Here is a 12,928-nt window from a genome sequence, read left to right as displayed (position 1 = left end):
TTTTTAGCTACCATCACTTTCTTATTTAATCGAATCACGCAGTTTTTTTCGTTGAGTATCCATCCAAGTTTCTTCTGGAAATTCACTTAGTAAGTTGTCGGCGAATTCGGCTAGGTCGTCACCAACAACAGCTTTTAGTTCTAGGTTGTCAGCTGCGGCATTTTCGAACATCTCGAGGACATTTTTTAGGATTTCGAACATCCCTGCACCTTTTGCAAAGTTCCATAAATAGGTTTCGATAGCTTTCATTGCGGTTTTGTAATCTTCTGGCAAAGCGGCTATTCGTTTTTTGTACTGTTTATAATCTCGTTTTTCTTCGCGGTATTTTGTGTACCATTTAAACATTACGCTTGCCCTCCTTTAACTTGCATGATTTTTCCTTGCATAAAGTCCCAACGCTTCCAAAAAATGGCTAACTCTTCTTCTCCAGCTGGACTTAATCTGTAAAATTTTCGTGGTGGACCTAATTCTGATTTTTTCTTTTCTATCTCGACTAACCCTTTTTTCTCAAGGCGGACGAGAATGGTGTAGACGGTTCCTTCGACGATTTCATCAAAGCCTAGGTCGTTAAGGTATTTGGTGATTTCATAGCCGTACGTTTCTCCTCTAGAAATTCGCTCCAAAATCATTCCTTCTAAACTACCTTTGAGTAACTCGGTAAGTCCTTTCATTTGAATTCACTCCTCTACTAGTTGTTACTAGGTACAAGTATATAGTAATACAAAGTAGGTTGATTGTCAATTGGTTTATAGAAAAAATGTAGTAATTCTTATGCATTTGCAGCAGGAATAAAAGTATACTAAAATAGAATTAAATTCCAAACCATCTACTTATACTTCTTAGAAAGGAATAAATAATATGTTATCTTTGATTAAAACTTTAGTATGGTGCGCCTGTTTTTTAGAATTTATTTTTGCCTTTTATACGTTAAAATTTCTCGGAGATGCGATAACTTTATTCCCTGTCATTAGTTTGACAGCATTTATTATGCTAGCTCATTGTCTTTGTTGCATTATCCTCACACGTTCTCTAACTCTTAACAATAAAATTATCTTTCTATTTATTAGTGGGATTCTATTGTTAGGCGCCAACCTAATAGAAGATCTATATATAAATCCGATTCCTGGTGCGCTTTATATTATAGCTGGGATTATCGCAACTATTTATGATCGAAAAATCGATGCATCACAAAATTAGCTTTATAAAATTAGAAAGAGAGACGCATAGTAGCGTCTCTCTTTTTGTTTATTGAAATAGTACTTCTGGGTTTTGTTTCATCGCGGTTACATTGGCGATGTTGACTGTTAAAAATTTCTTTTTGGGAGCTTCTAATGTTTCAAGCCATTCGTTTGTTAGGTTTGTGGCCATTTCGGCTGCGACATCATCTTGACAAATAAATCCGATATTTTTGTATTGGCATTTTTCATGGAGGTTAGCGTAGTGATGTTCTTCGTTTTCTTCAGGGTTGAAAATGTCCATGTAAAAATTGCGGTTTCCTTTCAGAAATTGCATGTGGGTATCGTGTGAGTCTACTAGATTGAAGTCGCGTTTGGTGAATTGGTTGATTGCTTCTGATTTTACGCTAGCGAGGTCGAAACTTACGGTTGTGTTTGGTTTTTCTAGGTTTTGAAGTTGGCTTGCTTCGAATGATTTAGCTGCTTCTTGGTCAGATGTGAAGGCTTGGAGTTGTTCTTCAACACGGTTCATTTTTGTTTCAAAGTCAAGTTCGTTTAGGAGATTTTCGGTTTGTCTGATAACATTAATCGCTTCTTCAAATTGGTCGTTTTTTATGTAGGAAGTCACTTTTTCGGCTGCTTCAATTTTAATTTCTTGTTGCATTGCCGTGGTCATATCGCGCCATGATTCCCACTTTTGTTGCCAGTTTCCCATGGTTTATTCTCCCTTATCCGATAATTTTCTTTAAATAGTTTTGCGTTTCTTTGAATGGTGGCACGCCGCCGTATTTGCGAACGTTTCCTGGTCCGGCGTTATAGGCTGCTAAAGCTAGTCTTAGGTCGCCATCGTATTTTTTGATGTACCCTGCGAGTTCTTTCGTTCCCGCATCGATATTTGTGGCTGGATCGGTTCGATTAGAACCGGCCATTAGCTGCATTAGGCCTGTTGCGCCAGCACTTGAGACAACATTCGGATTGTAATTAGATTCTACTTGGATGACGCGTTTGATGAGTGCTTCTGGGACGCCGTACTTGGCTGCGGCTGTTTTGATTAAGTCGCTATATTTCCCTTCATTTTCCGCACTGATTGGTTTGATTTGGTAGTTATTCCAATTGGTTAGCTCTCCGGTTGGCGCTACGGGAGTCTCGTTTGTCGTGCTTGAGGTGGTTACAGCAGACTTGGTTTCCGATTGATTGATTAATGCTTCATACGCTTCTCGGGCGCGAGCTAGTTCGGCATCAGTGACTGTTTGCACATTACTGTTTGTTGTTTGCTTGGTCGCGTTTAAGCGTTCGTTTAATTTCGTTTCAAAAGTGGTAGCCGATTGTTTCGCTGCTTCGAACGCGCTTTGAAACTCGGCTTGTCTAGCACTTATTACTTGTTCTACTGGATTCATCCACGGCACTCCTTTGTTATACTAGCGTTTCCATCAGCTTACTTGTTTCCTCAAGCGTAACATTATCATCTCGCAACTGCTTTAAAAATTGGTGGATGAAATAAGACTTTTCTTTACTTGTAAAAATGGCCGCGTTATCGCTTGTTTGCTCGATTGTGCCTAGTTTGAAATACAATTCATTTTCTTGGTAAATACTCATCCATTCGCGAATTTTCGAAGCAGATTTCCACTGGCTTTCTGGAACGATTTCTTCCATCACCCGGCTAACGGAGCTGAGAACATCAATGGCGGGATAGTGATTTTTTGTGGCGAGTTCGCGGGTTAAAACGATATGCCCATCTAAAATCCCCCGCGCTAAATCGGGTACCGGACCATTCATATCGTCGCCATCAACTAGGACCGTATAAATACCAGTAATCGAGCCATTTTTTGTTTTACCAGAACGTTCTAGCAATTTCTTCATATAAGATTCCATTAGCAATGTTTTTCCGCCGATTGGTAAATCTTTGACGGCGATATCAACACTTCTTCTCGCATCAGCAAAACGAGTGACCGAATCCATCATTAAAAGCACTGTTTTACCTTGATCACGAAAATGCTCCGCTATCGAAGTGGCTAGTTTGGCGGCGCGCAGTTGCATAAGATGGCTTTCATCAGATGTAGCCGCGACAATCACACTTTTACGTAATCCTTCTTCACCTAGATCTTTACGCAAGAAATCTTTTACTTCTCGGCCACGCTCGCCGACTAAGCCGATCACATTAATGTCTGCTTTGGCATTACGGGCAATCATTCCGAGTAAGGTAGATTTCCCAACACCCGAGCCGGCGAAAATACCGATTTTTTGACCGATGCCAATGGTTAACATTCCGTCAATTGCTTTAATACCAGTTTCGAGTGTTTCGGTGATTTCAGTTCGGCTAAAAGCATGAATTGGTGGTGCTTCAAGCGGCATTTTTTGTTTAAATTTAGCAGTACCAGCTTCTTCGTTTAAAATGTCACCGGATGCGTTGAGGACTTTTCCAAGGAGATATTCATCGGCTGGAATAGTGATTTTCGTATCCGTTACGTAAACCCAGTCGCCATACGCTACTTTGTCGCTCTGATTAAAAGGGAGCAACATGTTGTTTTCTTTTTCGATGGAGATTACTTCGCAGAGCACTTTGTTTTCACCGACCATGACGGTATCGCCAATTTTTACTTGAGGGCCTTTGGAAATATAGACTTGCTCTTGGACTGTGTGGATTTTCCCTTTTTGGATGTATGGGACGGTGTTTTTTAGTTCTTGCCAAGCTTCGGATTTTGGCGACCAGTTCACGGTTTATCGCCTCCTAGAATTTTCCGTTCGGCGTTTTGTTTGTGGAGTGTTTGGAAAATTTCGGTGATGCGGTAGTCGAAGTATTCCTTTTCTTCTTCTACAGTAAATTCGCCGTAATCGAGTCGCATATCGAAGTTCCAATGGATGTTTTCTAAAAGCCAGTCGTATTTTGTGCCCGTGTTTTCTTCTTTTAGAGCTTTTAAAGTTTCTGGATGCGTGGTGACGTTTAGTTTGTCGAAAGCAACAGGGAGTTTTTGAATGACTTCGGTTAGCATTGGTAAGACTTCAATTTGGCGGGTGTCGATTGCTTGGTGGACGATTCTTTCTGCAAGATCGATACTTTCATCCCAAAGGAAATCGGTGATAGTTAGATACATTTGTGTTTTTTCTTTTTCAAAAGCTTGTTTGTTTGCTTCGATTTCTGCTTCAGCTTCGCGTTTCAATTCTTCAATGGCTTGGCGTTCCGCTTGAAGTGCGGCTTTTTCGTTAGCTAATTTTTGCTGTTCAATTTCGATGGCAGATAGGTGTTTTTCCAGTTCTTTTTGATGGCTTTCTAGTTGTTCAAGTTCTTTCGAATATGGTGACTCGATTTCTTCTGTTTCTTCTATATCGTCTAAATAGAACAATTCCATTTTCACATCGGACAAAGTGACTTTACCTTTTGGAATTCGCGGATTAGATGAGGACATCCTGTTCCCCCCGTTGGATAACTATTTTGCCATCTTTTTCCAGGTTTTTGACGACATTGGCGATATCTTGTTGGGCTTGTTCAACGTCAGAAAGTCTGATTGGGCCAAGGACTTCTAATTCTTCGGTAATCATATCGCGACGGTTTTTCGATACGCAAGATAGGATTTTTTCTTTGAGTTCTTCTTTTTCATTTTTGAGTGCTCGAGCGATTTTATTGTTGTCTTGAATCTCGGCCAGAACTTGTTGTAAGGTCATGTTATCCAGTAGAATAATATCTTCAAACATAAACATTTTCTCTTTGATACGTTCGGAAAGTTCGGCTTGTTCGGCATCTAAATGTTCGAAAATCGTACGTTCCAAACCGCGAGTAACGTTGTTTAAAATGTTTGCAACATTTTTTATGCCGTCTGTTTTGTTCAGTGAGCTATTCGACATGGTGTCGAGCTTAATTCTTAGTAAGTTCGATACATTTTGCATGACTTCGCTATCGAATTGTTCTAGGCTCGCGATGCCAATGACAGTGTTAATCATTTTTTCTTCTGGTAGTAAAGCAAGTAGTTTTGATGCTTCTTCTGGTTTCATGTAAGAGGCTATCATCGCGATAGTTTGCGGTGATTCATCGCTAATAATTGTAAATAAGGAATCGACATCATCAATTTCGCGTAGAATATCTAGCGCGGTTTCGCCGATACGTGATTCTGCTTCTACCCCGTAAATGAGTTGATTTAGTTCTTCCGTCGTCATGTCTGGGAACAATCGTTGTAAGTGTTCGCGGTCGAGTTTGGCAATTCCTCCAGAAAGAAGTTCTAATTCCCCTAAAAATTCTCTAGTTGCTTCTTCCACTGCGCCGCCATCCATTTCTTTCATTTTGGCCATTTCACGTGCAAGGCGTTGTTTGGATGCATCAGGGAGCAAATCTACCACTTCGGTTGCGATTTGTTCATCAAGGCTCCAAATAATAAGTGCGGCTTTTTCACGTCTTGAAATACCTGAATCTGCTGAAGAAGTTGATTTTTCTTCTGTTTCTTCTACTTCAACCGTTTCTAGTTCAGCATTTGTTTCTTCTAAGGTTTCTTTGAGTGTTTCTGCCATTTTTATTCCTGCCTTTCATTGAGCCATTTTTGGATGACTGCTGCGGCGCGCCCTGGATCTTCTTTGGCCATTTCACCGAGTTTATTTTTCAAGCTTTCTTTGCGAGCTTTTATTTCTGGTTCTGATAAATCGAATGCGTCTGTTTGGAAATTGAAATCTGGATGTTCTTCTGGGTTGATGATTGCTTCTTCGGCTGGAATATAGTCTTTTTCTTCTGGTTCCAATGCTTCTTCTAGTTGTTCTTTACGTTTAAGGAAGATAATGTAGGCAATAATTCCAGCTGCAATGATGGCGAAGAGTAAACTTCCTGCAAGCCACCAAATCCAGGCTTTGCTTGCTGGTGCTGCTTTTTCTGTTGTATCTTTTTCTACTGGTGTGGCGTTGTCTAAGAACTGAATCGGCATGATGGTCACATCGCCATTTTGGAAAGTGCCTTCGAATGTTGGTGCGGCTGCAGTTTCTCCGGCTGCGCCTGCTTCTTCGGTTGTCATATTGGGCGTTAATCCTGCTGAAACGCCAATTGCTTTTGTGAATTCGGCCATGTCTACACCATTTTTATTTAAAGCATTTTGATCCACCCAGACAACGACATTTGTTTTTGCAAGGGCTGGGTGTTTTTTGATTTCTTGGATAGTAGAGTCTAGCTCATAATTCGTTGTTTCACTCGATTTTTCACTTGTATATGTGTTGGTATCGTCGCCATTTTGTTCTGTGTAATTTGGTACGTCGGCGTTTGATGCGGTTCCTGATTCGGTTGTATTGGCGGAACCTTTCGATGTGTCTGTTGATGTATCTTTTTGGTTGCTACGTACTTTTCCGTCATTTGGATAATGTTCGGTATTTTGTTTGATTTCGTCAAAATTAACCGTGACATTTGTATTGACGCGAAAATTGTCTAGTGCAAAAATACTGGAAAGTGTCCCTTCGATATCTGTTTTCACGTTTTTCCCAATCGCATTTTGGATATCGACTTCATTTTTATAAGCGGAACTGCCTTCTTCTTTGGATGTGTCTGCTTCGGAGATCACGCCGTTTTTTGTATCGATAACCGCTACGTCATCACTAGCAACATTTGGTACGGCTGCGCTGACAGTGCGCTGAATGCCAAGAACTTGTTCGCTTGTTAAGGTTTGATTGTTTTTGGTTTTGAGTGTTACTGCGGCCGTTCCTTTTTGGCTTGCTTCTTCAAAAATCGAACTTGATTCTGGTAAAGTTAGCTGCACGGAGGCACTATCAATGGTCGTTCCATAACTTTGAACGATTTCTTTTTCTAAATTGACTTTTGTACCAACTTTTTCTTGCATTTTTTTATCTTCTTCACTAGCTCCAAGCGAGCTGTTTAGTAAAATATCATTACCATCTTGGCCAGTATAAGGAATACCTAGATCCGCAAATTTGTCGCGAACGAGTGTCTCCACTTTTTCATCGACTAAAATGTTACCGCTTTTGTCGACGGTATAATCAACGCCCATTTTGGCTAATTGATCAGTGACTTGTTGTTGACTTGTTTCGGATAAATTTTTATAAAGAGTAACTTCTGTTTTGGGCGTGTTCATGTAGAGTAATAACACCGTGACTACGACAAAAAGGCCGACTAAAATCGCGCCTTTGTGCCAATTCTTCAATTTCGAATACATTGTTTTTATTTTTGCCATCTTAAAAACTTCGCTCCATTTTTCTCGTGTGGACGATTGACTAAAACTCCCCCGACTAGCCTAACCGCTACACTTGCATATTTAAAAGCTGTTTGTAGCTTTCGATTACATTATCACGAATGACCGCAGCAGTTTTCATTTCTGATTCTGCTTTTTTCATTTGAATGAGTACATCGCTCGCATTTCCCTCACCCGTTGTTAAAAGCTTTGAGACGGAATTTTGCGCGTTCGATTGTGTATCACTCATACTATCCAGCATTTGCGTGAAGGTATTTCCGGCACCTGTCGCATTGTCTGTTTTCGCGGTTTCACCAAGTGTTACTTTAGTTAAGACACTTGCTGTATTAATACTTTCAATTGCCATTTCTTAAAACACTCCTTTATACTTTGCCAATTTCTAAATCTTTTTCCATCATTTTTTCATTTGCTTGTAAGGCAGAAGTGTTTGCCGCGTACATTTTTTGTCCGACCATTAAATTGGTCATTTCTGCTGTCATATCTACATTCGCGTAATTGACGTAACCTGCTTCATTTGCATTTGGATGGGTTGGATCATAGACCCGTTTAACGCTTCCTGTGTCGCTCGATATTTCGCTTACTTTAACACCTTTTGTCCCAGTGAGTGCTGTTTCAAATGGTGTGATTTCGGATAATACGACGCGTTTTCTAAGGAAAGGTGTCTCGCCAGGTGCGGCGCTTGAATCGGCGTTCGCGATATTATTGGAGCTTACTTCCATCCATTGTTTCGCAGCATTTAACGCGGAGCCACTTGTGTTTATTCCTTCAAACATGGTTTATCACCTTACTTTCCACGGGCTGCTGTGTTGATGGATGAATTATAGTTGAGTGCACTGATAGCGAGCGCGTACATTTGGTTATTTTTTGTTAAGCTAATCATTTCAGAAGTGACATTGACATTGTTGCCGTCTTCGTTGATGGAGCCGCTTTTGGTGGTCAGTTTTGCATTGGTTTCATCTATATCGGTTCCGGCTAAATGTTTTGTGTTTGTTTTCGTTAGATTTCCGGCCGACTCGATGCTATTCTGCCCAGATGCGCGCAAACTCGAGCCAAGTGATTCTTCAAAACTCGCTTCACTTGCTTTAAAATTAGGCGTATTGGCGTTGGCGATATTATTTGAAACTACTTGGTTGGCTGTTTGAAGATAATTCAAGTAGTTGCCAATATGCGTGGTATAATTTTCCACTTGTCATTTCCTTCTTTCTTTTAAAAAAATTTCGCATAATTCAAGTTAGCAGCATTGCGACTTTTATTTTCAGAAAAGGCATTTTCAGTGGATTCTAATTGTTTTTGGGTGAAAAGAATACCTTTATTAATAATTTCCCTAGTCTCTTTTAAAATGGCTTCTTTTGTATCTTTTGGTAAATGTTGGGTGCTTTTTAGTAGTTCATTTAGTTTTGCTTGGTATTCTTCGAGGCTAACGTTTAATTGCCCCGTCGAGTGAAACAGTGCTTTTAATTCAGCCAAATGTGTCTTTGCTTGATTCATGTTTCATCACTCCCTCGTAGCCTTCTTTAAGCTGCGTGATAACATGAATGATAGTATCGATATTAACGGGTTGTTTTAGTAGTTGCATTTGGCGAATTTGTTCAGAAATCCATTCGTATAAGCCGAAAATGTTATCGTAAAGTTCTTGTCCGGCTTCTGGATTTAATTGTAATTTTAATTCTTCAAAGATTTTTTCCATTTTATCAAGAATAAGGTCTGCTTCTGAAAAATGTAGTTGTCCGAGTGCTTTATCTAATTTTTTAAATTCAATAATACAACGTTCGTATATATAAATGGTGTTTTTAATGGGGTTGCTCGTGTTTAACTCATTTTGCGTGTATCGTTTCCAAGCTTGCATTTTTTTCACCTACCATTTTTATTTATTAGAACTGTTCATACCGTCGATTAGCGCATCCAGTGTCATGGCATCGCTTTGCATGGCTTGCATCATTTCGAGCCATTTATTGTACTGGTCGGTAATATTCGTTAGCAAAGTGTCATTTCGGCTAGTAATATCGGTTAACTTTAAATTTAATTTATTGATTTCATTCGTCATCGAGGTCGTTTCATCACTGATAAAACCAGTCGAGCCAAATGTTTTGTTCAAAGATTGATAAAGTTCATCGCCAATTCCACCAATGCCAAAGAAAAATCTTTCGACGGCGGTTGGGTCTTCAGCTACCATTTTTTTCATTGCTGTTTCATCGACTTTTAGCACGCCTTCTTTGTCGACACTTATACCAAAATCGAATAATGTATTTCCGTCTTTTTTATGTTGGAATACATTGTTTAGTGCACGATTTGCTTCCAGATCGGCAGCAGATGCTTGTAAAATCGTTCCTTTTCCCGTGTAGGTTTTCATTGTGCTTGTTAGTGCATTATATGTATTTACAAAACTGGTAATCATGTTGGCTGCTTTTTCATCACTTTGATCTTGGATGGTTAATTTTTCAGCGCCAGTTGTTTCTTTTTTAAGGTTGATGGTCACACCCGGGATGTAGTTGGTTACTTTGTTTGTTGCGCTTGTAACGGTCGCACCGTTAATTCTGAGTTTAGCGTCTTCTGCAGCTAAATGGTCTGGTGAGTTTTGAACTAATCCAAGTGCATCGAGAACAGCTGAATCACCTTCGAATTTAATGCTATTTTCGACACCAGTTGTTGAAGAAGTTACGACCATATTTTCGCCTAGCGTATAAATATTCACCTTTGCTCCGGCGCTATTGATGGAGTTCATCACATTTTTCATGGAGCTATCTGCATCGACTTTAATTTCTTTGCCATTGATTTTGATTGTCCCGCTTACACCGATTTTTGCTTCAATATCAGGTACTGCTTTGTTGTATGTGTCTGCGGTCGCCAAGTTTTGGACTTCGATAGAATAACTGCCGTTGACGGAGCTGCTCGTTGAAGAAACGGTAAAGCTTGTTTCGTTAGATGACGTCGCGAGTTTGGTTTTACTTTCATAAGTCGTGAAAGAGCTCATCGTTTTCAGCGACTCAGATAAAGCGTTTTTCAAACTAGCATAAAGGTCAATCCGTGATTGGTAGCTGGAAATTTGGTTTTGATAAGGCGTTTTCGCTTTTTCCAAACTAGCTTTTTGAAGACTAATAAACTGCGAATAATATTGCGTTGGGTCCATTAAACTACTTGCAATCGAACTTCCCACTTGGTCTCACCTCACATATAATTTAGAATGCTTAATTTTTGCACCATCACACTGGATTGTAGTGCGGCTTGGTATGCAATGGATGTTTTATTTAAATTACTTACGGCTTCTGGCATGTTGACTTCTTCGACATTCGATTTACGTTCGGAAAAATCGACAATTTTGCTAGAAAGTACGTTATCATAGGCTGCTACGCCGTTTTTCTGTCCGCCGATATTCGTCATAGAATTAGTGATAATTTCGATGTTTTTGCTGTTTGTTTCTTGCAGGTCGGACAAAGCATCTTTATCGCCAGTTTTCATTGCATCGACGATTTTTTGAATGTTGTTAAACACGTCTGTCATCGCGCTACCATCATGGAAAACTTCTACTTCTAATGTGTCCGTTACGCGGAATTTTTTATTTTCGGTTGTTCCGTTATAGATGATTTCTCCAGTTGTTTTATCTGTTGTAAATGGCTTCACGCTTGTGCTAGAACCACTAAAAACATATCTGCCATCGTCTTCTGCGTTAGCAACAGAAATAAGAACATCCAGTAAACCTTTGATTTCTTCGGCTGATTGCGACATATTGTCTTTATCACTCGTACCGTTAATCGCTTGTAAGACTAAAGCATTTACCCGGTTCATCGATGTAGACATGGATGAAAGAGAGGTTTCTGCCGTATTTAATAGCGATTTTGCTTCGGTTACGTCCGTTTTTTCGCGATTTAGCTGACTAAGCACATGATTATAGGATAAAATTTGCGCTGTTGCACCAGGATTTTCGCTCATTGATTCATACTTTTTCCCGGAAGATACTTGTAATTGGTATTTAGCAAGATTTCCCGAGACATTGTTCAATTGATTAATTATTGAACTTGCTTGTTGATTCGTTGAAATTCGCATTATTTTCCTCCTTATAACATAGCTAAGAGAGCTTTCATCATATCGTTCACTGTGTTCATAGCTTTCGTATTGGCCACATAATAACTTTGGTATTGCATGATATTTGTCATTTCCTCGTCAATATTAACTCCTTCAAGAGATGATTTTGATTCAGAAAGGGAATTTAAAGCTTGCGTGTCTGCCGTAGAAGTTGCGCTACTTTTACTAGCGTCTGTCGCCACTTCAGTAATGATTCCGTCCATGAAACTCGGGAAAGTGGTGCCTTGAATGTTTTTATCGGTTTTTAAGGAAGCGATATCCGCTGCAATAACACCTAGAAATGGCTTGTTATCTGCGTTACTTGTGATTGCGGGATTCAGGATCCATTTACCAGAGCTTTGGGTGAAAATTGGAATAGAAAAATCGTTCACATCATTTACATATGTACTTGTACCAAGTGTGTCAATCGCGTGGTCAACTCCGCCAATCGTCAGTGTATCACCAGAACGTGTTACGCCAGGGAATTTTTCTAATTGACGCAAAAGTTCGTCGCGGTTGCTCAGTAGTTTTTCGTCGTTCGGATTCGCTTGAAGCGCATCATTGATTTTTTGCAAATCGTCCATTGTTTTATTAACATTTTTGACTTGAATATCATCTAGTGCTTTTGCTAGGCCATTCGAAAAAGTTTCGATTTTTTCTTGGTAAGATCTAATTTCATTTTGGTTAACACGAACGGAAGCGATAATCGAACCTTCTGGCATGTTGAGTTTTTGACCATCTACGGAAAATTCAAAGCCAGTGGCGGTTCGCGTTGATGTGATTTCGGTTGTTTCATCACCTTGGACAACAAGACGTCCGCCAATTGTCACATCGTACACATCTGGATTATTCGGATGGGCGCTAACGGAAATCCCAGCATAACCAGCCATCGTACTAAGTAGTTGATCGCGTTGGTTCAGTAAATCGTTTGGTGGGTTGGAGCCTGCATTTCCGATTGCTTTATTGATACTGCCTAATTTTTTAATTAATGAATTTAAGTCTTGAATCGCGGCATCTGTATCTGCTGCAATGGTTGTTTCTAATTCTTTTAAGCCAGAATGAAGTTGGTTTAACTGGTCCGTAAAAATCGACATACTGGATAAAAGTGCCGTTGTATTCGTTGCTTGGTCAGGATTTTTCGCTAATGCTGCCCAAGCGGTGAAAAAGTTATCCAAATTATCACTTGGCGTATTTTTCCCTGGAGTACCAAATAAATTAAGTGCTTGACCGAGCGCCCCACTTTGATATAACGAAGCGGATTGTTTAGCGATTTGATTATTGTATTGTGTCGTTAGCGCTGTATTTGTTAGACGTTTAATGTCTGTCACTTTGACTCCGTAGCCCGTCTGTTTCCCACCAAGCAGACCACCGTCACCGTATACTGCCGTCTGATCCACGGCTTGTCTTATGTATCCTGGCGTATTCATATTACTAATATTTTGCTGAGCGACCATATTAGCGATTTGCGCCGCTGACATGCCCGATAATGACGTATTAAAATCACTTAAACGCACAAAAAATCCC

The 12,928-nt window shown here is 39.9% G+C and carries 17 protein-coding genes; 1 reads left to right on the top strand and 16 read right to left on the bottom strand.

Going from position 1 to position 12,928, the window contains the following annotated elements; all coding sequences use genetic code 11:
- Window positions 1-21: 21 nt before the first annotated feature.
- The gene (locus tag HRK21_RS09495) at window positions 22-345 is read right to left on the bottom strand and encodes a DUF1048 domain-containing protein (RefSeq protein WP_003738379.1); all 324 of its coding nucleotides are present in this window, start codon (window positions 343-345) and stop codon (window positions 22-24) included.
- Complete coding sequence (gene lftR, locus HRK21_RS09490) at window positions 345-671, bottom strand: PadR family transcriptional regulator LftR (protein WP_003730277.1); 327 nt, start codon at window positions 669-671, stop codon at window positions 345-347. The genes HRK21_RS09495 and lftR overlap by 1 nt, the downstream gene beginning before the upstream one ends.
- A 187-nt stretch (window positions 672-858) precedes the next feature.
- Between lftR and HRK21_RS09485 the strand changes: the two genes are divergently transcribed.
- Window positions 859-1,197, top strand: coding sequence for a hypothetical protein (locus HRK21_RS09485; protein ID WP_070006278.1), 339 nt, complete (start codon window positions 859-861; stop codon window positions 1,195-1,197).
- A gap of 48 nt (window positions 1,198-1,245) precedes the next feature.
- Here HRK21_RS09485 and HRK21_RS09480 read toward each other — a convergent pair whose 3' ends face one another.
- The 14 genes from HRK21_RS09480 to flgK form a co-directional block, all read right to left on the bottom strand.
- Window positions 1,246-1,890 carry a hypothetical protein gene (locus HRK21_RS09480; RefSeq protein ID WP_070006279.1) on the bottom strand — a complete coding sequence of 215 codons (645 nt, stop codon included), beginning with the start codon at window positions 1,888-1,890 and terminating at the stop codon, window positions 1,246-1,248.
- Between the two features lie 13 nt (window positions 1,891-1,903).
- Window positions 1,904-2,572, bottom strand: a complete 669-nt coding sequence (locus tag HRK21_RS09475) for a lytic transglycosylase domain-containing protein (protein ID WP_069888232.1) — start codon at window positions 2,570-2,572, stop codon at window positions 1,904-1,906.
- A gap of 16 nt (window positions 2,573-2,588) precedes the next feature.
- Complete coding sequence (gene fliI, locus HRK21_RS09470) at window positions 2,589-3,890, bottom strand: flagellar protein export ATPase FliI (RefSeq protein ID WP_070006280.1); 1,302 nt, start codon at window positions 3,888-3,890, stop codon at window positions 2,589-2,591.
- Complete coding sequence (locus HRK21_RS09465; protein ID WP_070006281.1) at window positions 3,887-4,579, bottom strand: FliH/SctL family protein; 693 nt, start codon at window positions 4,577-4,579, stop codon at window positions 3,887-3,889. The genes fliI and HRK21_RS09465 overlap by 4 nt, the downstream gene beginning before the upstream one ends.
- Entirely contained in the window at window positions 4,566-5,672 is a 1,107-nt protein-coding gene (locus HRK21_RS09460) for a flagellar motor switch protein FliG (RefSeq protein ID WP_070006282.1), read from the bottom strand. Before HRK21_RS09460 ends, HRK21_RS09465 begins: the two co-directional genes overlap by 14 nt.
- Before the next feature lie 2 nt (window positions 5,673-5,674).
- The gene (fliF, locus tag HRK21_RS09455) at window positions 5,675-7,327 is read right to left on the bottom strand and encodes a flagellar basal-body MS-ring/collar protein FliF (RefSeq protein ID WP_070006283.1); all 1,653 of its coding nucleotides are present in this window, start codon (window positions 7,325-7,327) and stop codon (window positions 5,675-5,677) included.
- A 67-nt stretch (window positions 7,328-7,394) separates the two neighbouring features.
- Complete coding sequence (gene fliE, locus HRK21_RS09450; RefSeq protein WP_070006284.1) at window positions 7,395-7,691, bottom strand: flagellar hook-basal body complex protein FliE; 297 nt, start codon at window positions 7,689-7,691, stop codon at window positions 7,395-7,397.
- A 16-nt stretch (window positions 7,692-7,707) separates the two neighbouring features.
- On the bottom strand, window positions 7,708-8,118 hold the full coding sequence (flgC, locus tag HRK21_RS09445) for a flagellar basal body rod protein FlgC (RefSeq protein ID WP_003721832.1): 411 nt from the start codon (window positions 8,116-8,118) through the stop codon (window positions 7,708-7,710).
- An 11-nt stretch (window positions 8,119-8,129) separates the two neighbouring features.
- Entirely contained in the window at window positions 8,130-8,531 is a 402-nt protein-coding gene (flgB, locus tag HRK21_RS09440) for a flagellar basal body rod protein FlgB (protein ID WP_003738370.1), read from the bottom strand.
- 20 nt (window positions 8,532-8,551) lie between these two features.
- Window positions 8,552-8,833, bottom strand: coding sequence for a hypothetical protein (locus HRK21_RS09435; protein WP_003738369.1), 282 nt, complete (start codon window positions 8,831-8,833; stop codon window positions 8,552-8,554).
- A complete protein-coding gene (locus tag HRK21_RS09430; protein WP_070006285.1) occupies window positions 8,805-9,191 on the bottom strand; it encodes a flagellar export chaperone FliS in 387 nt (128 codons plus the stop codon). The genes HRK21_RS09435 and HRK21_RS09430 overlap by 29 nt, the downstream gene beginning before the upstream one ends.
- Window positions 9,192-9,209: 18 nt before the next feature.
- A complete protein-coding gene (locus HRK21_RS09425; protein ID WP_003738367.1) occupies window positions 9,210-10,499 on the bottom strand; it encodes a flagellar hook-associated protein 2 in 1,290 nt (429 codons plus the stop codon).
- An 11-nt stretch (window positions 10,500-10,510) separates the two neighbouring features.
- Entirely contained in the window at window positions 10,511-11,386 is an 876-nt protein-coding gene (locus tag HRK21_RS09420) for a flagellar hook-associated protein 3 (RefSeq protein WP_070006286.1), read from the bottom strand.
- A gap of 11 nt (window positions 11,387-11,397) precedes the next feature.
- Entirely contained in the window at window positions 11,398-12,918 is a 1,521-nt protein-coding gene (flgK, locus tag HRK21_RS09415; RefSeq protein WP_070006287.1) for a flagellar hook-associated protein FlgK, read from the bottom strand.
- Window positions 12,919-12,928: the final 10 nt, after the last annotated feature.

This window comes from Listeria monocytogenes (genome assembly GCF_013282665.1).
GTDB classification, from domain to species: domain Bacteria; phylum Bacillota; class Bacilli; order Lactobacillales; family Listeriaceae; genus Listeria; species Listeria monocytogenes_C.
Note: the sequence above shows the minus strand (reverse complement) of the source record. Positions and strands in the feature narration are given on the sequence as shown.

What these genes read in the sequence shown, in the direction of transcription:
- fliE (WP_070006284.1), bottom strand. Translation starts at nt 7,691, where the DNA reads ATGGCAATTGAAAGTATTAATACAGCAAGTGTCTTAACTAAAGTAACA.
- flgC (WP_003721832.1), bottom strand. Translation starts at nt 8,118, where the DNA reads ATGTTTGAAGGAATAAACACAAGTGGCTCCGCGTTAAATGCTGCGAAA.
- HRK21_RS09495 (WP_003738379.1), bottom strand. Translation starts at nt 345, where the DNA reads ATGTTTAAATGGTACACAAAATACCGCGAAGAAAAACGAGATTATAAA.
- HRK21_RS09475 (WP_069888232.1), bottom strand. Translation starts at nt 2,572, where the DNA reads ATGAATCCAGTAGAACAAGTAATAAGTGCTAGACAAGCCGAGTTTCAA.
- HRK21_RS09430 (WP_070006285.1), bottom strand. Translation starts at nt 9,191, where the DNA reads ATGCAAGCTTGGAAACGATACACGCAAAATGAGTTAAACACGAGCAAC.
- lftR (WP_003730277.1), bottom strand. Translation starts at nt 671, where the DNA reads ATGAAAGGACTTACCGAGTTACTCAAAGGTAGTTTAGAAGGAATGATT.
- fliF (WP_070006283.1), bottom strand. Translation starts at nt 7,327, where the DNA reads ATGGCAAAAATAAAAACAATGTATTCGAAATTGAAGAATTGGCACAAA.
- HRK21_RS09480 (WP_070006279.1), bottom strand. Translation starts at nt 1,890, where the DNA reads ATGGGAAACTGGCAACAAAAGTGGGAATCATGGCGCGATATGACCACG.
- HRK21_RS09435 (WP_003738369.1), bottom strand. Translation starts at nt 8,833, where the DNA reads ATGAATCAAGCAAAGACACATTTGGCTGAATTAAAAGCACTGTTTCAC.
- HRK21_RS09460 (WP_070006282.1), bottom strand. Translation starts at nt 5,672, where the DNA reads ATGGCAGAAACACTCAAAGAAACCTTAGAAGAAACAAATGCTGAACTA.
- HRK21_RS09420 (WP_070006286.1), bottom strand. Translation starts at nt 11,386, where the DNA reads ATGCGAATTTCAACGAATCAACAAGCAAGTTCAATAATTAATCAATTG.
- HRK21_RS09465 (WP_070006281.1), bottom strand. Translation starts at nt 4,579, where the DNA reads ATGTCCTCATCTAATCCGCGAATTCCAAAAGGTAAAGTCACTTTGTCC.
- HRK21_RS09485 (WP_070006278.1), top strand. Translation starts at nt 859, where the DNA reads ATGTTATCTTTGATTAAAACTTTAGTATGGTGCGCCTGTTTTTTAGAA.